Origin of the sequence: Vibrio sp. CCUG 15886 (genome assembly GCF_028570825.1) — a bacterium.
GTDB classification, from domain to species: Bacteria; Pseudomonadota; Gammaproteobacteria; order Enterobacterales; family Vibrionaceae; genus Vibrio; species Vibrio vulnificus_B.
The window spans coordinates 1-18,782 of sequence record NZ_JAQQBT010000002.1 but is presented as its reverse complement, the minus strand read 5'-3'; the positions used below and the strand labels follow the sequence as shown (position 1 = coordinate 18,782).

General features: G+C 46.7%; 18 protein-coding genes and 2 tRNA genes. 4 read left to right on the top strand and 16 right to left on the bottom strand.

The genetic code is table 11. The annotated features are described in order from the left end of the window. Nucleotides 1–5 precede the first annotated feature (5 nt). Together zapD and yacG are read left to right on the top strand one after the other, a co-directional pair. Entirely contained in the window at nucleotides 6–746 is a 741-nt protein-coding gene (gene zapD, locus PQQ36_RS06895; protein WP_011079546.1) for a cell division protein ZapD, read from the top strand. Nucleotides 747–808: 62 nt separating this feature from the next. Further along, nucleotides 809–1,003 carry a DNA gyrase inhibitor YacG gene (yacG, locus tag PQQ36_RS06890; RefSeq protein ID WP_026060801.1) on the top strand — a complete coding sequence of 65 codons (195 nt, stop codon included), beginning with the start codon at nucleotides 809–811 and terminating at the stop codon, nucleotides 1,001–1,003. Between the two features lie 240 nt (nucleotides 1,004–1,243). On the opposite strand, the gene rplS is transcribed toward yacG, so the two are convergent. From rplS to ffh, 5 genes are all read right to left on the bottom strand, one after another. Continuing rightward, on the bottom strand, nucleotides 1,244–1,597 hold the full coding sequence (gene rplS / locus PQQ36_RS06885; protein ID WP_011079544.1) for a 50S ribosomal protein L19: 354 nt from the start codon (nucleotides 1,595–1,597) through the stop codon (nucleotides 1,244–1,246). A 41-nt stretch (nucleotides 1,598–1,638) separates the two neighbouring features. Beyond that, entirely contained in the window at nucleotides 1,639–2,388 is a 750-nt protein-coding gene (gene trmD / locus PQQ36_RS06880; protein WP_273660608.1) for a tRNA (guanosine(37)-N1)-methyltransferase TrmD, read from the bottom strand. 27 nt (nucleotides 2,389–2,415) lie between these two features. Next, a complete protein-coding gene (gene rimM, locus PQQ36_RS06875) occupies nucleotides 2,416–2,964 on the bottom strand; it encodes a ribosome maturation factor RimM (RefSeq protein ID WP_011079542.1) in 549 nt (182 codons plus the stop codon). 15 nt (nucleotides 2,965–2,979) lie between these two features. Beyond that, entirely contained in the window at nucleotides 2,980–3,228 is a 249-nt protein-coding gene (gene rpsP, locus PQQ36_RS06870) for a 30S ribosomal protein S16 (protein ID WP_011079541.1), read from the bottom strand. A 288-nt stretch (nucleotides 3,229–3,516) separates the two neighbouring features. After that, on the bottom strand, nucleotides 3,517–4,893 hold the full coding sequence (gene ffh, locus PQQ36_RS06865) for a signal recognition particle protein (RefSeq protein WP_011079540.1): 1,377 nt from the start codon (nucleotides 4,891–4,893) through the stop codon (nucleotides 3,517–3,519). Between the two features lie 213 nt (nucleotides 4,894–5,106). Here ffh and PQQ36_RS06860 point away from each other — a divergent pair, with 213 nt between their 5' ends. Both PQQ36_RS06860 and PQQ36_RS06855 read left to right on the top strand, forming a co-directional pair. Next, a complete protein-coding gene (locus tag PQQ36_RS06860) occupies nucleotides 5,107–5,901 on the top strand; it encodes a cytochrome C assembly family protein (protein WP_011079539.1) in 795 nt (264 codons plus the stop codon). An 86-nt stretch (nucleotides 5,902–5,987) separates the two neighbouring features. After that, nucleotides 5,988–7,265 carry an HlyC/CorC family transporter gene (locus PQQ36_RS06855; RefSeq protein ID WP_011079538.1) on the top strand — a complete coding sequence of 426 codons (1,278 nt, stop codon included), beginning with the start codon at nucleotides 5,988–5,990 and terminating at the stop codon, nucleotides 7,263–7,265. 89 nt (nucleotides 7,266–7,354) lie between these two features. Here PQQ36_RS06855 and luxS read toward each other — a convergent pair whose 3' ends face one another. The 11 genes from luxS to PQQ36_RS06800 all read right to left on the bottom strand — a co-directional run bounded on the left by luxS (nucleotide 7,355) and on the right by PQQ36_RS06800 (nucleotide 18,617). After that, nucleotides 7,355–7,873 carry an S-ribosylhomocysteine lyase gene (gene luxS / locus PQQ36_RS06850; protein WP_011079537.1) on the bottom strand — a complete coding sequence of 173 codons (519 nt, stop codon included), beginning with the start codon at nucleotides 7,871–7,873 and terminating at the stop codon, nucleotides 7,355–7,357. 50 nt (nucleotides 7,874–7,923) lie between these two features. Further along, the gene (locus tag PQQ36_RS06845; RefSeq protein WP_223370886.1) at nucleotides 7,924–8,529 is read right to left on the bottom strand and encodes a transglycosylase SLT domain-containing protein; all 606 of its coding nucleotides are present in this window, start codon (nucleotides 8,527–8,529) and stop codon (nucleotides 7,924–7,926) included. 37 nt (nucleotides 8,530–8,566) lie between these two features. Next, a complete protein-coding gene (gshA, locus tag PQQ36_RS06840) occupies nucleotides 8,567–10,132 on the bottom strand; it encodes a glutamate--cysteine ligase (RefSeq protein ID WP_013571136.1) in 1,566 nt (521 codons plus the stop codon). A gap of 158 nt (nucleotides 10,133–10,290) precedes the next feature. Beyond that, a complete protein-coding gene (locus PQQ36_RS06835) occupies nucleotides 10,291–13,149 on the bottom strand; it encodes a M16 family metallopeptidase (protein WP_273660607.1) in 2,859 nt (952 codons plus the stop codon). Between the two features lie 9 nt (nucleotides 13,150–13,158). Beyond that, on the bottom strand, nucleotides 13,159–13,620 hold the full coding sequence (locus PQQ36_RS06830; protein WP_011079533.1) for a YqaA family protein: 462 nt from the start codon (nucleotides 13,618–13,620) through the stop codon (nucleotides 13,159–13,161). Next, nucleotides 13,614–14,564 (bottom strand): NADP-dependent oxidoreductase, encoded by a 951-nt coding sequence (locus PQQ36_RS06825; RefSeq protein ID WP_263179544.1) that lies wholly within the window; start codon nucleotides 14,562–14,564, stop codon nucleotides 13,614–13,616. The genes PQQ36_RS06830 and PQQ36_RS06825 overlap by 7 nt, the downstream gene beginning before the upstream one ends. Before the next feature lie 119 nt (nucleotides 14,565–14,683). Further along, the gene (locus PQQ36_RS06820; RefSeq protein WP_011079531.1) at nucleotides 14,684–15,814 is read right to left on the bottom strand and encodes a sodium ion-translocating decarboxylase subunit beta; all 1,131 of its coding nucleotides are present in this window, start codon (nucleotides 15,812–15,814) and stop codon (nucleotides 14,684–14,686) included. A gap of 9 nt (nucleotides 15,815–15,823) precedes the next feature. After that, entirely contained in the window at nucleotides 15,824–17,608 is a 1,785-nt protein-coding gene (gene oadA / locus PQQ36_RS06815) for a sodium-extruding oxaloacetate decarboxylase subunit alpha (protein WP_273660606.1), read from the bottom strand. A 31-nt stretch (nucleotides 17,609–17,639) separates the two neighbouring features. Then, nucleotides 17,640–17,897, bottom strand: a complete 258-nt coding sequence (locus tag PQQ36_RS06810) for an oxaloacetate decarboxylase subunit gamma (RefSeq protein WP_026130626.1) — start codon at nucleotides 17,895–17,897, stop codon at nucleotides 17,640–17,642. Nucleotides 17,898–18,421: 524 nt separating this feature from the next. Then, nucleotides 18,422–18,498: transfer RNA gene (locus PQQ36_RS06805), tRNA-Arg, on the bottom strand. A 42-nt stretch (nucleotides 18,499–18,540) separates the two neighbouring features. Continuing rightward, nucleotides 18,541–18,617: transfer RNA gene (locus tag PQQ36_RS06800), tRNA-Arg, on the bottom strand. Nucleotides 18,618–18,782 lie beyond the last annotated feature (165 nt).

Genomic DNA, 18,782 nt, shown 5'->3' with positions numbered 1-18,782 from the left:
GCTAGATGACCACGCATAACTTCGAACATCCACTCAATGAAAAGACTCGCATTTATCTGAGAGTCGAATCACTGCTTAGACAGGCACATACTGCCGCCTCATTTTCAGAGCCGCACCAGCACCAACTCTTTTTTCGTTCTATCTTCGATCTCATCGAAATTTTTGAACAAATTCAGTTAAAGAGCGAGCTTGCGAAAGACATTGAGAAACAGCGCCTACTCTATCGCAGTTGGTTAAATGTCGAAGGGGTTGATCAAGCGACACTGCGTTCATTACTTGATGAGGCCGATCGTACCCATGCCGCTCTTATGCAGGCACCGCGTTTTGGCCAATCATTAAAGGAAGATCGCTTCCTCAGCTCAATTCGTCAGCGATTTAGTCTTCCAGGCGGCTCTTGCTGTTTTGATCTTCCAGCTCTGCACTATTGGTTGAATTTGCCCATTGAGAGAAAGATCGAAGATGCACGACAGTGGTTGGATAGCCTTAAACCGCTCTCCGACGCATTAAACTTGTGGCTAAAACTGGCACGAGAAGCGGGTCATTTCAGATCTCAAACCGCACTCAATGGATTTTTCCAAAGCGACGCAGAAGAAGCGAACATTCTTCGCCTTCATATTCCCATGGAGTATGGTGTCTATCCGATGATTTCTGGACACAAAAACCGCTTTGCGATCAAATTCATCAACTTTGAAACTGGGCAAGCCTGCAGCCAAGATGTTCATTTTGAACTGGCAGTATGCAGTTAACGCCCACACAGAATGAATATCGCTATTTTTAGTAAACCACTTTGTTTTACGGTTCTATCTTTATGACAAAAATAACCATAGTTAAATGCCCTCAATGTGGCACCGACGTGGAATGGGGAGAGCAAAGCCCTCATCGCCCTTTCTGCAGTAAAAAATGCCAAATGATCGACTTTGGCGAATGGGCCGATGAAGAAAATGCCATACCGGGTGCGCCAGATATGTCTGACAGTGACGGTTGGTCTGAAGAGCAGTATTAACGTTTTCTAGTTTTCTAGTTTTCTAGTTTTCTAGTTTTCTAGTTTTCTAGTTTTCTAGTTTTCTAGTTTTCTAGTTTTCTAGTGATTAAATAGGGTTGATGTTCACGCATCAACCTTTTTTATTGCCGCTATTTAAGCAATCAAGACATCCACACGAATCGTGTCATCATGCAAATGAACAGAAAAAAAAGCGGAGGCCAAATGGCCTCCGCTAATACTATGAGAACGCTAGTTATAGCATTACTTCTTAGCAAGTTTCTCTTTGATACGAGCTGACTTACCAGAACGCTCACGTAGGTAGTACAACTTGGCACGACGTACTGCACCACGGCGTTTAACTTCGATGCTATCAACAACTGGAGAGTGAGTTTGGAACGTACGCTCAACACCTTCACCGTTAGAGATCTTACGAACAGTGAATGCAGAGTGTAGACCACGGTTACGAATAGCGATTACAACGCCTTCGTACGCCTGTAGACGCTCACGGTTACCTTCTTTTACCTTAACCTGAACAACAACAGTGTCACCTGGTGCAAATTTAGGTAGGTCTTGTTTCATTTGCTCTTGCTCAAGAGCTTTGATGATGTTACTCATTTTTAATATTCCTAGAATAAACTGATACTAAATTAAATAGGTTACTTGCGCTTATGGTGAGTTTCTTGAATGAACTCAGCAAGTAATTGTTCCTGTTCGTCAGTCAGAGCTAGGTTTTCCAGGAGCACTGGTCTTCTTTGCCAGGTGCGGCCTAACGACTGTTTCAGTCGCCAACGACGAATTTCCTTATGGTTTCCGGACATCAGTACCTCAGGTACTTCTTTGCCATCCAACACTTCCGGACGCGTATAGTGAGGGCAATCTAACAAGCCATTAGCAAAAGAATCTTCTTCTGCCGACGCAAAATCCCCTAATACTCCCGGAACAAACCGTGAGACAGAATCAATCAACGTCATGGCTGGTATTTCACCACCCGTCATCACAAAATCTCCGATTGACCATTCTTCGTCAACTTCAGATTGAATGATGCGCTCATCTACCCCTTCGTATCGGCCACAAATCAGAAGCAAGTTCTCATTGGTTGCCAATTCTTCCACTCCTTGTTGGTCGAGCTTACGACCTTGAGGAGAAAGGTAAATGACTTTCGTCTTACCTGGTGAGGCTTGTTTGGCTGCATGAATGGCATCGCGCAAAGGCTGAACCATCATTAACATACCAGGGCCACCACCATAAGGTCGGTCATCAACTGTGCGATGTTTATCGTGAGTGAAATCGCGAGGATTCCAAGTCTCAATCGATAAAAGACCTTTTTTAACCGCTTGACCTGTTACTCCAAAATCAGTAACAGAACGGAACATTTCAGGAAAAAGGCTAATTACGCCAACCCACATGTTTATCTCGCTCTGTAGCTTTGGAGATTAGAATCCAGGATCCCAGTCAACTTCGATCCGTTGAGCTTCGCGATCAACTTTGATGATCACTTGCTCTTCAAGGAACGGAATTAAACGTTCCTTTTGCCCAAAAGCATCTTTTAGATTTGCTTTTACTACGAGAACATCGTTTGAGCCCGTTTCTAGCATGTCAGTAACGACACCCAGATCGTAACCATTGGTGGTTACCACTTGCATTCCAAACAATTCTCGCCAGTAGAATTCATCTTCTGACAATTCAGGTAGTACAGCAGGGTCAATAGCGATCTCAAGGTTAGTCAGGAGATGCGCGTCTTCGCGAACATCTAGACCTTCCAGCTTAGCCACCATACCTTTGTTATGGCGCTTCCAGCTTTCCACCTTGAACTCGACCCACTCGCCTTTTTGGTTAACGTACCAAGGGCTGTAATCAAATAGGCTTTCGGCATTGTCTGTGTAGGAAAAAACTTTGAGCCAACCACGAATGCCGTAAGTAGAACCAAATTTACCAACAACAATACGCTCATCACTCATTGTTTCTTTACCTTTCATCGACATACACTAGTTTCTTAATTAAGCCGCTTTTTGAGCGTCTTTAACTAGCTTAGCAACACGGTCAGATAGAGATGCGCCTTGACCAACCCAGTGGTTAACGCGATCTAGGTCGATACGTAGACCTTCTTCTTGACCTTGTGCAGTTGGGTTAAAGAAACCAACTTTCTCGATGAAACGGCCAGTTGCAACATTGCGGCTGTCCGCTACTACGATTTGATAAAATGGACGCTTTTTAGCGCCGTGACGTGCCAAACGAATGGTTACCATGTCGTCCTCTTTGCTTTCTCAAAAATAAAATTAACCCCAGAAACCATCTATCACTAAACAGTTTGGGGTCTCGTGCCAAAATAAAGCTCCGGAATTTTACTCTTATTAGGCATGAATGCAAGGGGGTTGTTACTTTTTCACCAACATAAATTCATTTTTGAGTTTGTGATGGAGGTAACAAGTTGAAAAGTGGCTAAGGATTGAGGATTAAGGATTGAGGATTGAGGATTGAGGATTGAGGAGAATGCTAGGCTCTAGCTACAAACAAGTGCTAGAGCCTAAATCATGTTATCGGCCGAATGGATTGAATCCACCGCCCATACCACCCATCATGCCTTGCATATTGCGCATCATGCCTTTGATGCCACCCTTCTGCATTTTCTTCATCATCTTTTGCATTTGGGTAAACTGCTTCAACAGGCGATTCACATCTTGCACTTGGGTGCCAGAACCAGCAGCGATACGCTTTTTACGTGAACCTTTAATCAAATCTGGGTTTTGGCGCTCTTTCATCGTCATGGAGTTGATGATCGCTTCCATCTGTTTGAACATCTTGTCGTCGACTTTATCTTTGATGTCCGACGGCAATTGAGACATACCAGGTAGCTTATCCAGCATCCCCATCATGCCCCCCATGTTCTGCATCTGACCAAGTTGTTCACGGAAATCTTCAAGATCAAAGCCTTTTTTCTCTTTGAACTTTTGCGCCAGTTTCTGCGCTTTTTCGGTATCAACGTTGCGTTGCAGATCTTCAATCAGCGACAGAACATCCCCCATGCCCAGAATACGTGAAGCAACACGATCAGGATGGAATGGCTCAAGTGCGTCGGTCTTTTCACCCACACCTAAGAATTTGATTGGTTTACCTGTAATATGACGTACCGACAGCGCAGCACCACCACGCGCATCGCCATCCACTTTGGTCAGAATGACCCCCGTCAGTGGCAGAGCGTCACCAAAAGCTTTGGCGGTATTGGCGGCATCTTGACCCGTCATGGCATCAACAACAAACAGCGTTTCCACTGGGTTAATTGCACTATGAAGTTGTTGGATCTCGCCCATCATCGCTTCATCAATCGCTAAGCGACCTGCGGTATCGACGATCAAAACATCAAAGAATTTCTTTTTCGCGTGGTCGATAGCGGCATTGGCGATATCAATCGGCTTTTGGTCAGCAGAAGAAGGGAAGAAGTCAACACCAATGTCGCTCGCCAATGTTTCTAACTGTTTGATTGCCGCTGGACGGTAAACGTCGGCTGATACAACCAACACTTTCTTCTTATCGCGCTCTTTTAGCAGCTTCGATAGTTTACCGACTGAGGTGGTTTTACCCGCACCTTGTAGACCCGCCATCAAAATAACCGCTGGCGGTTGCGCCGCTAAGTTTAGCGCTTCATTCGATTCACCCATGACCGCTTCAAGTTCACCTTGAACGATCTTAATGAACTCTTGACCGGGAGTGAGTGATTTCGACACTTCCACACCAACGGCTTTTTCTTTTACGCGAGCGACAAATTCACGCACCACAGGTAAGGCAACATCGGCCTCAAGCAGTGCCATTCGTACTTCACGCAGGGTATCTTTGATATTGTCTTCTGTCAGACGACCTTTGCCACTGATATTCTTCAGCGTTTTGGATAATCGATCCGTTAAATTCTCAAACATTGTGTTCTCTACGCTTAATCCGGCGATAAATTGGGGTGAGTATACCTTAGCCACGGAATCAGAGATACCCGCGAAACGGCTCTATTCCACACTATTGGGGATAAGTTATTAATTTCAATATCTCAACTCTTATCATTGATCTCTATTCAACGTAGCCCAGAGCTCAGTTGCAAGGTATACTTGCCCCATTCTATTGACCAACTTTCAGGATATATGGACAGCATAATTGCCATTGGTGCCACGATTCTCTACGGATTAGCCATCGCCACGATCGTTCCGGGACTTGCACACCAAACGGGGATAAAGGCCAAAACCGTTTTAATTAGTGCTTCTTTGGCACTGGTCTTTCACGCGTGGCTATTGAGCGATCTCATTTTTGAAGGGTATGGTCAAAATCTCAGTATTTTAAATGTCGCGTCGTTGATCAGCTTCATCATCTCCTTGGTGATGAGTGCCGCGATGCTTAAAAACCGTTTATGGTTCTTACTGCCTGTCGTCTATAGCTTTGCCGCCATTAATCTCTCTGCTGCGACGTTTTTACCCAGCACTTTCATTAAGCATTTAGAGAATGACCCTAAGCTGTTAATCCATATTTCCTTAGCACTGTTTTCTTATGCCACGTTGACCATTGGCGCGCTATACGCACTTCAATTGGCTTGGCTAGACCATAAACTGAAAGCGAAAAAATCATTAGTCATTAATCCAAACCTACCGCCACTGTTAATGGTGGAAAGACAGCTGTTTAAAATCATTATGATCGGCAATCTACTGTTAACGGCAACGTTGGCAACTGGGTTTGTTTTTGTTCACGATATGTTTGCGGAAGGAAAAGCGCATAAAGCGGTGCTGTCGTTTATCGCTTGGTTGGTTTACTCCACGTTGCTGTGGGGGCATTATCAAAAAGGCTGGCGCGGGAAAAAAGTGACCTGGTTTGCTGTTGCAGGGGCAACTTTATTAACCCTGGCCTATTTTGGTAGCCGCTTTGTAAAAGAGATCATACTGAGCTAAACCCATAATGTACTGTCATTTTTAGGACAGCTATAACGCGTAATAGCACTGTCATTTATCAGGATAACAAAAGGAAAATTTGAGTTTTGGACGACATATCTACGGGTATCTTATTTGCGCTACTCGCGTGTCTTATCGTCATTTCAGGCTATTTCTCTGGTTCAGAGACAGGGATGATGTCACTGAACCGATATCGCTTAAAGCACCTCGCCAATTCTGGGCACAAAGGGGCTAAGCGTGTCGAAAAGTTACTGAGCCGCCCAGACCGATTAATTGGTTTGATTCTTATCGGTAACAACCTTGTCAATATTCTTGCCTCCGCCATTGCGACCATTCTCGGCATGCGCCTTTATGGTGATTTGGGTGTTGCAATTGCAACCGGTGCCCTTACCTTAGTCGTTTTGGTTTTTGCAGAAGTCACCCCTAAAACCGTGGCCGCACTCTATCCTGAACGAGTTTCATACGCGAGCAGCATTTTGCTGGTGGTTTTGATGAAACTGCTTTCGCCTTTGGTGATGTTGGTGAATTTTATTACCAATGGTTTCATTCGCTTACTTGGTTTGAAAGCACAACACAACGGCGAAGACAATCTCAGCTCCGAAGAACTGCGTACCGTGGTAAACGAAGCGGGCAGCTTAATCCCCCAGCGACACCAAGATATGCTGGTTTCCATTTTGGATTTAGAACACGTCACGGTGAATGACATCATGATCCCGCGTAATGAGATTACCGGCATTGATATCAATGACGATTGGAAATCCATTGTCCGCCAGTTGACTCACTCTCCTCATGGCCGCATTGTCTTGTATCGCGACAAAATTGACGAAGCCGTTGGTATGTTAAGGTTGCGAGAAGCGTATCGCTTGATGCTTGAGAAGAATGAGTTCAACAAAGAGACCTTGCTACGAGCGGCAGATGAGGTCTATTTCATTCCCGAAAGCACCCCACTCAATGTTCAGCTACTCAAGTTCCAACGCAATAAACAGCGCATCGGCCTGATTGTCGATGAATATGGCGATATTATCGGTCTGGTGACACTGGAAGATATTCTAGAAGAGATCGTGGGTGAATTTACCACCTCGATTGCACCAAGCCTTTCAGATGAGATTACTCCGCAAGGCGACGGCAGTTTCCTTATTGAAGGCAGTACCAACATCCGTGATATCAATAAAGGTTTGAAATGGAAACTGCCAACCGATGGTCCTAGAACGCTCAATGGCTTAATATTGGAGCACTTAGAAGACATTCCAGAAAGCCACCTCAGTGTAAAAGTGGCCGGCCACGCGATGGAAATTGTGGAACTTGAAGAAAACCGAATTAAGTCGGTAAAAGTCTTTCCTAAGCGAAAACGCAAAACGACCTAACGGCATTAGCCCGACTTTACACTAATGAATGAAAAGGCCCAGCGTGAACACTGGGCCTTTCTTTTTTTATGATGTTAGTGCGCGATGGGTTAATCCACTTTGAGCTCTTTCAACATCGCTTCTGGCAATGCCAGTTCATCGTTTTTATTCACCGAAATTCCTGCTGCCAGAATGTTCTGCGCGATTTGCTTCGCTTCATCTAGCGAGTGCATGGCCGCGGTACCACACTGATACTCGTTCAACTCAGGGATCTTGTTTTGGCTTTCCACTTTCAACACATCTTCCATCGAAGCCGTCCACGCAGATGCCACGTCTTGCTCACTCGGCGCACCAATTAAGCTCATGTAGAAACCGGTGCGACAACCCATCGGTGAGATATCGATGATCTCAACCGATGCGCCATTAAGATGCTTACGCATAAAGCCTGCGTACAGGTGCTCTAACGTGTGAATGCCTTTCTCTGACAAAATATCTTTGTTAGGTGCAGTGAAACGTAAGTCAAACACGGTAATGGTGTCGCCTTTTGGCGTCTGCATGGTTTTTGCCACACGCACCGCGGGTGCATGCATGCGAGTGTGGTCAACGGTAAAACTATCTAATAATGGCATTACTTCTCTCCTGCTCTATTCGTCCTTGATGCTCAGAGGACTTTACTGATTTAGAAAAACCAGCTTCGATTATCTTCCAATTCTTGACGGCACTGTTTTAACTGCCAGCCATAATCTTTTGTTTGTTGTTCCACTTTACGGGCTACCTTGATGAGCGAGGGCTTCCTTTGATAGCTCTTACGCTGATAACCACCTCGACCTTCGTGATAAGCGAGATACTGATTGTAAGGGTCCCATAAGGAAACCCCCAACTGCTTACGTGTTTCACTGGTATACCAACCAATGAACATCAATGAGTCATCAAAGTTAGTCCGTGAGCCGCCATGTCCTGTGGCACGCTGAAAATCTTCCCAAGCCGGATCTTGTGCTTGAGCATAACCATACGCACTACTCACGTGGCCCCAAGGAATAAACCCAAGTATATAGTCTTTTGGCGGTCTTGCGTCGTGGCGAAAGCTGCTTTCTTGTTTGACAAACGCCATCGCGACTTGAATCGGGGTACCCCACTCTTTTTCCATCGCTAAGGCATCTTTATACCAGCGAGGTTTCTCACGGAAAATGTCACATAAGTTATTTTGCTGCGCCGGCGGGGTAGTCGCACAGCCAGATAACCCCACCAAACCGAGCAACAACACACGACGAGCAATCTTACTCATCCCTCTTTCAGCAGAGACTCCTGTCATTGCCGATTCCCTATTTTAAGTAGGCAAAGTAATCGGCCAAATAGGTATCGAAATCCACCTCATCGGCTTGTTCAATTTGGCTCTGTTTAATGAGGGAGAGCGCAACTTCTTGTTCCATTTGCTGCAGAGAGAAGTGACGATAGTGATGCGCTAAGTTTTGCTCACGATATGCACGCCCCAACTCACACCCCGTTGCTCCCAAACTACCATTTTGCTGAATCAAAGTAAGTAGCTGTGCAGACAACGTTTTTTCTGGATGGTCAATCCACTGTTCCAGCTCACTACAAGCGAGGCTGTACTGATTGTCACCGTGAGCACTGTCCATCACTTCCGCTAACTGGCGCAGCTCTGCAAACACACGATGAGCCCAAGCTTGTAAGCTAAGCTTTTCACCTTTACAACCGATCTGCAGCTCTAAACCATACTCACGACCAGATACCACCACCTTGTTCCAGTTTTCTCGCCAGCAAGCCAGTTCACATTGATCCATTGGTTGCGACTCAGACAAGGCAGCCCAAGTTAAGAACAAATCGAGGAAACGCACTTGAGTTTCCGTGATACCCACTGGCGTAAATGGGTTCACATCCAGCGAGCGAACTTCGATGTATTCCACCCCACCTCGCGCCAGTGCTTCTGATGGTTTCTCACCATTTTTTGCCACACGCTTCGGTCGAATCGGAGCATAGAGCTCATTTTCAATTTGCAGTACGTTACTGTTGAGCTGGCGATATTCGCCATTTTCCTTCACACCCAACTTGGCAAACTCAGCCGAAGGTGTGCGAATGGCTTTACTTAGCCCTTCTAAGTATTCGTCAATGCTGTTAAAGCCAATCGTCAGTACACTTTGAGCGCTATTGGTGTAGCCCAAATCACTCAAGCGTAGCGACGTCGCCTTAGGTAAATATAAAGTTTTCCCCAACGCTTCAAAAGGCAACGACGTCTCACGCCCTTGAAGAAACGAGGAACACATTGCGGGTGACGCGCCAAAGAAATAAGGGATCAGCCAACCAAAACGGTAATAGTTACGAATCAGGCCAAAATAGGCCTCCGACTTCGTTGCTTGGCGTTCTTCTGCTGTTTGTTCACCATGCAGCGCATCCCAAAAGCTCTCAGGAAATGAGAAGTTAAAGTGCACGCCGGAAATGATCTGCATGAGGCTACCATAGCGGCGCTTCAAGCCTTCTCGATAGAGGGTTTTCATTTTGGCCGAGTTTGAGCTGCCGTACTGCGCCAAAGTAATTTGATCTTCAGTCTCGACATAACAAGGCATCGACATCGGCCACATTTTCTCTTCACCCAACTGAGTTTGAGTGAAATGATGAATGTCATCCAACTGGCCCAACAAAACATCGATGTCATGAGAAACAGGGGTAATGAATTCTAACAACGACTCTGCAAAGTCGGTGGTGATCCACTGATTGGTAAACGCAGAACCCAAGCCTTGAGGATGCATGGTGGTCGCTATCCGACCATTTTGGCTGTAGCGTAACGTTTCACGCTCCACACCACGGCCAAACTGTTTAAACACTTCTGGGTTTCTTGCAACTAACTCAAGTCGCGCAGCAAAATCAGTCAAAATGAAATTCACTTATATCAGAAGCTTGCAGCGTCACACCTGCAAACTGAATTGTCGGAAATCGAATTGGTCTGGATACCCTTCTGCGTATTCAAAAGGGTATCCAGACCAACAACAAGTAGCGAAGAGCCAATACTCTTCGCTACTAAATGTGTACTCTATCGGATGATTTCAAGCTCTTCTACGGCTTTATTCAACTTTTCCAATTGTGGGCGAAGCGTTTTTGCATCCCCAACAACGATCATCTGATAGTCATTCGGGTCAAACCATTTCTTCGCCAAATCGTTAAGCGGCGCTTTATCAATGCTTTCCACAATCGCGTTGCGCTGTTTGAGATAATCTTCATCTAAGCTGTAACGGAGAATATTACCGATCAACTGCGCTTTTTGTCCGGGAGTTTCATACTTCAAGGCATCTTGTTGACCAACCGCCTGACGCATGAAATGCAGCTCATCATCCGTCATACCAGATTGAGAAAACTCATTCAGTTCATTCTCCATCTCCATTAACGCAGGAATGGTTGCATCAGCGCGTACTTGCGCATCAAACACCACGACACCGGTTTCGAGATTGCTGGCAAAGTAGCCTTGCGCCCCGTATGTGTATCCTTTGTCCTCACGCAGATTCTGATTTAAACGGCTGTTGAAATTGCCAGCCAAATTAAAGTTCGCTAATTGGCTTAGGAACATCTCACCGGTGGCATCATACGGCAAACCAAGGCGTACCATGCGGATGACGCTTTGTGGTGCTCCCGGCTTATCCACCAAGTAGATTTTTGAATCGCTTAATGGCTTCACAACTTGTGGGCGATACAGCGGCGCGGCTTCACCCTGCCATGCCTTCCAAAATGCCAATTGACTGGCCATTTCTCGGCGATTTAAATCCCCCACGACCACGATCTGTGTGCTTTGTGGTGTGTAGTGCGATTGATAGAATGCTTTGACATCAGCCAGCGTGAGCGCTTGTAAAGAAGCCATCGTGCCATCACTGGAACGAGCAAACAGCGTATCACCATAAATCACTTGGCGTGTCGCTTGCGAAGCCATCCAGCTTGGTTGCTGCTGCTCATAAACAGCCCCTTCGATCATTTGCTTCTTCGCACGGGCAAAATCATCCTCATCAAACGCAGGAGACCGGATCATCTGCTGAAAAATTTCCAACGTTGCTGGTAAATTTTTCTCTAATGCAGAAAGCGTAACTGTCGTGCTGTATCGCTCGGCTGACACACTGATGTTACTGCCCAGCTTGTCCAACTCCGCTTGTAACTCTTCTGCACTGCGAGAAGTAGTCCCCTCCTCCATCATAGCTGCGGTGAGTTTAGCTAACCCTTCTTTGCCTACCGGGTCAAATCGGCTCCCTGCTGGGAAGCGGAACTGCATCAATACGGTTGGCGTTTCATCACTGACAGCGCCGAGTAACTCGCTGCCGTTATCAAAATGCACTTTGTACAGATCTGGCATTTCTGCTTTCACTGGCTCTCCGGCAGATGGCATTTGAGATCGGTCAAAACTGTCTTCCGCTTTACGATAAGCCAACTGATCATCGGTGATTTTTTGGTATTCAGGCAAGGTTCTCGCCGGCGTCACAAAGTTGGCTTTTTGCACCGCCATATCCGTTTTGCCCGTAGGCACCACGCTTAAAGTCACTTTGTTTTTGCCATCAATAAATTGTTGATAGGCTTGGTTGACCGAATCCGCCGTCACCGCGCGTAATTGATCTAATTGATATTCGATGCGATCAGGGGTTGCAAAGAAGGTCTCATTTGCAGCGAGCTGACTGACTTTGCCGCTGACGCTTTGCAATGAGAACACGGCATCGGCTTCTGCTTTACCAATGATCTGCTCAAGGCGTTTCCCATCGGCGCCCTTCTGTTTAAACTCATCTAAGGTCTGCATCAGCTCTTGATACAAACTGGCCAAATCACCCTTGTCTCCTGAGTCTCCCATCGCGTACACGTAGAAAGTACAAGCCAATTCAGCACAATCTTGGAAGGCACCAGCGTCGACGGCTTTTTGCGTTTTTACGAGATTTTGGTACAGCAGGCTGTTGTTGCCTTCTCCGAGTAAACTCGCCAATGCATCGAGCGAGGCTTGATGCTCTTCACCATTGTAAGTCGTCGGCCACGCCATCATCACCATCGGCTGTCTAATACGATCTTCCAGCGTGATGAAGCGATTTTCATTCAGGGTTGCAGGCTGCTTCGGTGCATTATCCACTTCAGGTCCGCGAGGAATCGAACCAAAATACTTGTTCACCCATTCCAATGTCTGATCGGTATCTATGTCACCACCGATAGTTAACACGGCATTATTAGGCCCATACCAGCGTAAAAAAAACGCTTTCAGGTCATTGACGTCGACACGATCAAGATCTTCAACATAACCAATAGTTTGCCACGAATAAGGGTGCCCTTCAGGGTAAATCGCTTCCGCCATTTTTTCCCAAATCAAACCGTAAGGGCGGTTGTCATAGCGTTGAGCGCGCTCATTTTTCACGGTGTCGCGTTGCACCTCAAACTTACGCTGCGAGACGGCATCAAGCAAAAAGCCCATGCGATCCGATTCTAACCACAACATTTTCTCAAGTTGGTTCGCTGGCACAGTTTCGAAATAGTTGGTTCTATCTCGGTTTGTGGTGCCATTCAGTGTCCCGCCGGCTTCCGTAATGATCTTGAAGTGTTGCTGATCACCCACATTTTCCGAGCCTTGGAACATCATATGCTCGAAGAAATGCGCAAAGCCTGACTTACCAATCTCTTCTCGAGCCGAGCCGACGTGGTAAGTGACGTCAACGTGCACCAAAGGATCGGAGTGATCGGGTGACAAAATGACGGTTAAGCCATTTTCTAAACGATATTTTTCATACGGGATTTTGACTTTACCCGCTTGCGCTGACGACTCTTCAATCAGAGTCACCCCTTCTGGTAATGAAGAAAAAAACGGCACAGAAACCGATTTTACGGAAGAACAACCAGCGAGGACAAAAAGAGAGCAGGCACTCAGCATCAGTTTTTTCATGCTTTTTCCTTAGAATAGTCCGATATAAAGCATAGCCAGCACGCTGTAGCGTACCGCTTTCCCCAGTGCGATAAGCACCAGACAAGGAAGAAATTTCATTCGCAGCCAACCGGCCGCTAAACAGAGAGGATCGCCAATCACAGGAAGCCAACTAAAAAACAGCCCCCAATAGCCGTATTTGGCTAACCACCTCAAAGCGGTATGACCATGTTTTTCTTGTTGAGTTCGATTTGGTAACAGCAAACCTAACCAATAGTTAGTTAACCCACCAAGGGTATTTCCTAGCGTCGCGACAATAATGATGTGTGAAATTGGAAATTGATTAAGAGACAAGGTCGCGATCAAACTCGCCTCTGAGCCTCCAGGTAATAAGGTTGCACTGAGAAAACCAGTGAAAAACAATACCCAAAGTGCAGAGTCGGAAAACCACAATGCCGCCTCTGCAAACCATCCATTAAAGGTTTCTAACATTGCATATCCAGTAGTACTTTTCCTCGGGTATGCCCTGTTTCGATTTGTTTGTGCGCATCACTGACCTCATGCATCGGATAGATACGCTGAATTTCTGTTTTAAGTAAGCCAACGCCCACCATATACAGCAATGTATCCAACTGCTGAGGATCAGGCTCCACCAGCATCCCCGTCGCCTCAAACCCGAGAAGTTTGGCTTTTTCACAGATCATCTCAGCACTCAGCGTCGGCACCGTCACGACTCTGGCGTTGTCTTTTAAACACTTCAACGCATCTAGGGCAACATCACCACCAATCAGATCAATCAACACATCCACATCAGTCAAACGTTCTGAAGCAGAAGCAAATTGATAGTTGATAGCATGAGCACCCAACGTCGCCATGTAATCCAAGTTTCGTTCGCTGCACGTCGTATACACTTCGGCTTTCGCGGCAACGGCGATTTGCACGGCCAAATGGCCAACGCCTCCTGCGCCAGCAAGAATGAGCACACGCTCCCCTTCTTTCACTTGGACTTTGTTCAGCGCTTGTGCTGCCGTTTGCCCGGCTAGTGGGAGTACCGCCGCCCCCTCTAAGGTGACTGAGCCTGGCACCAGACTCAATGCGTCTTCATCCACGCAAAGATACTGGCTGTAACCACCGCCTTCTAATGGGAAACCGACAAAACCGGCAACGGTATCGCCGATGACAAAGCGCTCCGCGTTCTCACCACAACTGACTACTTTGCCAGAAATGTCATAACCGGGCACCCAAGGTAATTTGTCCTTATTCTGTGCCGCCGCCCACCCCAGCCCTGCACGCGTTTTAACATCGATAGGATTAATACCTGAAAAATAGACTTTAATGACAACCTGACCAGGTTTGGGTTCAGGCATTTGACTTGAACGGATAGCCAGTACATCAGGGCCACCAAATTCTGTAATAACGATTTGCTTATTTTCCATAATCAGCCGTTCCTAAGGACAAAAAGAAAGGGATGCCGAAGCATCCCTTTGACTATAAACCATTTTGTTAACCGAAGTTAATTGTGATGACACAATTTGACTGACAATTCACAGCGAGATTAGCCGACCAGAGCTAATAGCACACCGGCGGCTACCGCACTGCCCAATACACCCGCCACATTCGGCCCCATTGCATGCATCAACAAGAAGTTTTGTGAGTTGGCTTCTAAGCCCACTTTATTCACCACACGCGCCGCCATTGGTACAGCAGAAACCCCTGCGGCACCAATCAACGGATTGATGTCTTCTTCCGAGAACTTGTTGAGTAGCTTCGCCATCAGCACGCCCGCGCCAGTACCAATACTGAACGCTGCCGCACCTAATGCAAGAATGCCCAATGTCTCCACATTCAAGAAGTGCTCAGCTTGTAGTTTCGAGCCTACACCTAAGCCAAGGAAAATAGTCACGATGTTGATCAGCTCGTTTTGTGCCGTTTTTGACAAACGCTCCACCACACCCGCTTCACGCATCAAGTTCCCCAGACAGAACATCCCTACCAGCGGCGTTGCAGAAGGAAGGAACAAGATGGTCATAACCAATACCGCCAATGGGAAAAGCACTTTCTCCACTTTTCCGACATGACGAAGTTGAGCCATTTTGATCTTACGCTCTTCCGGCGTCGTAAGCGCCTTCATGATCGGCGGTTGAATAATAGGAACCAAAGCCATGTAACTGTATGCTGCTACCGCAATCGCACCGAGTAAATCGGGAGAGAGACGGCTGGCGAGGAAAATGGCCGTTGGACCATCCGCGCCACCGATAATGGCGATGGATGACGCATCCTCCATGGAAAACTCCATGCCCGGCACATAGTTCAATAGAATCGCACCAAACAGCGTGGCAAAAATACCAAACTGCGCGGCGGCACCGAGCCATAAGGTTTTAGGGTTGGCAATCAAGGCACCAAAATCCGTCATTGCCCCCACGCCCATAAAAATAAGCAGTGGGAAAACGCCAGATTCAATACCAATGTAATACACGTAGTAAAGCAATCCACCCGGCTCGGTAAAGCCCGCATTCGGGATATTAGCCAAAATGGCACCAAAGCCAATAGGTAACAGAAGTAAAGGCTCAAAGCCTTTACTAATGGCTAAAAACAGCAGTACACAACCGACTGCGATCATACAGATTTGCCCAAGCTCAAAGTGGGCAATCCCCGTTTCAGACCAAAGCGTGATTAATCCATCCATGGTACGTCCTTACGCCAAACTCAGTAGAGGTGAGCCTACTGTCACGGCATCTCCCTCTTTAACATTCAGTTCATGCACCACACCACTACGAGCAGCGCGGACTTCAGTTTCCATCTTCATCGCTTCGAGGATCAGCAGAATATCGCCCTCTTCAACCGAGCTTCCTGCTTGAACATGAACTTTGAAGATGTTACCTGCCAGCGGAGCCGATACCGCTTCCGCATCGCTTGGTACTGCCGCAACAGGAGCCGCGATAGGAGTACTCGCTGGCGCAGCAGCTGGTGTCACCGAAGTCAATTGGCCTTCAGGCCCAACTTCAACATGGAATACCTGGCCATCAACACGAACACTGTAAGCTTCAACGGCACCATTAGCGGCTTTCGTCGCCGTTGGCTGAGCCACCTCAAGAGTCGGTGCTGGCTCAAATGCATCAGGATTGTCACGATTCTTAAGGAACTTCAGGCCAACTTGCGGGAAGAGTGCGTAAGTGAGAACGTCATCAACACTCTCTTTAGCCAATTGAATGCCTTCTGATTGTGCTTTTGCCAACAGTTCGTCTGTCAGTGTATGCAATTCCGCTTCAAGTAAATCAGCAGGTCGACAAGTGACAGCTTCAGCACCGTTCAGTACACGAGCTTGCAACTGCGCATTCACAGGAGCTGGTGCGGCGCCATACTCGCCTTTGAGAACACCTGCCGTTTCTTTGGTGATGCTCTTATAACGCTCGCCCGTCAGAACGTTGATGACCGCTTGAGTGCCGACAATTTGCGAGGTTGGAGTCACCAATGGAATAAATCCAAGATCTTCACGCACGCGAGGGATCTCTTCAAGAACTTCGTCGATACGATCCGCCGCGCCTTGCTCTTTCAATTGGCTTTCCATGTTGGTCAGCATACCACCAGGAACTTGAGCAATCAGAATGCGAGAATCCACCCCTTTTAATTGACCTTCAAACTTAGCGTACTTCTTACGGACTTCACGGAAATACGCTGCAATAGGTTCAATTTGAGCAAGGTCTAAATTGGTATCACGCTCGGTACCTTGCAACATCGCCACCACGGTTTCCGTTGGTGTATGACCGTAGGTGCAGCTCATGGATGAAATCGCGGTATCCAAAATATCGATGCCCGCCTCTACCGCCTTAACCGCCGTCGCGGTTGATAACCCTGTGGTAGCATGGCAGTGCAGCGCCAATGGGATATCACAAGAGGCTTTAATGCGCGTAATCAATTCTTGCGCTTCATAAGGCTTAAGTAAGCCAGACATGTCTTTGATACAAAGCGAGTGACAACCCAAGTCTTCTAAACGTTTGGCGAGATCGACCCAAGTATCAGTGTTGTGAACCGGGCTGGTGGTGTAAGAAAGCGTCCCTTGCGCATGAGCACCAACATCCACCGTTGCTTTAACCGCTTTTTGGAAATTACGCACGTCGTTCATCGCATCAAAGATACGGAAAACATCCATACCGTTGGCATGAGCACGCTCAACAAACTTCTCAACCACATCATCGGCATAGTGACGATAACCCAGCAGGTTTTGACCACGCAGTAGCATCTGCATTGGTGTATTCGGCATCGCTTTCTTCAGTTCACGCAAACGCTCCCACGGATCTTCCCCTAAGAAACGAATACACGCATCAAAGGTGGCACCACCCCAGGTTTCGAGCGACCAATAACCCACTTTATCCAACTCTGCTGCAATAGGCAGCATGTCTTCAATGCGCATTCGAGTCGCAAACAGTGATTGATGGGCGTCACGTAGGACCACATCCGTAATTGCTAGTGGCTTAGACATGCTCATAAACTCCTTTTATTCCTTTGTTGTACTACTTCGCAACCGAGGCGCGATGCTGATGAATCGCTGCAGAAATTGCCGCGACGACCTGTGGACTCACTGTTGAAGTGTGGTTGGCTTGATTCTTTGCCGCTTTAGGCGCTGCGATCGGTGGTGGCACTTCTTGCGGTACCAATTTCGACATCAAGCGAACGAGGAAAATAAGAATGGTGAGAAAAATAAATACGACCCCCATTCCCGTTACCATTAGGGCTGCCGCATCAACTAAGAGGCTTCCAATATTTGTCATCTTGCTTCCTTTCTGTGTCATCCTGACATAACGCAGGACATGATTTATACACAATCCCGACCAATCGATTATCTAGATTGGTTAAATATTGTCAATTTTGTTTAAAAAGGTTTCAGAGCATCCTGCACTATTGGTTGCTTTTTCACCACACAGATCACATAAACTAAAATATTTGCCCAAATTCCTGATACTTAATATGGACATTCATCAATTTACTGCAGAAGTTCGAACAAAACTGCGATAGAGATAAAAGAACATCAATAAGCTTTTGAATTATAAGAATTAAAAACAACAACAATTTTAACATTTTGGAAACATTTAAATGCTCATTGTTTCTTTTGATTGGTAAAGAATGGCGTTGATGAGAGAGGTAAGAGAGATGAGAGAGATGTGAAACACCCGCTAAGAATAAATCGATTGTCCAGAAATGATGAAGAGCAAGGGGATTCTAAAATCCAATGCTCACGAGAACAAAACGTAGACATAAGAAAAAACCCTGCATTTTCATGCAGGGTTTTCAATGATGGCGCGCTCGAGAGGATTCGAACCTCTGACCGCCTGGTTCGTAGCCAGGTACTCTATCCAGCTGAGCTACGAGCGCGCAGTATTCTGTTGTTCACTTTGTCACTTTCAGAAGAGAAAGTGGCGCGTCCGAGAGGATTCGAACCTCTGACCGCCTGGTTCGTAGCCAGGTACTCTATCCAGCTGAGCTACGGACGCGCAGGTGTTTTATATCAAAATCGCTTACACTATTTCAATATCAGGAGCGAAGCCCCTTTAATCGTTAAAAGAATATTCATTTGAAGAAATGGCGCGCTCGAGAGGATTCGAACCTCTGACCGCCTGGTTCGTAGCCAGGTACTCTATCCAGCTGAGCTACGAGCG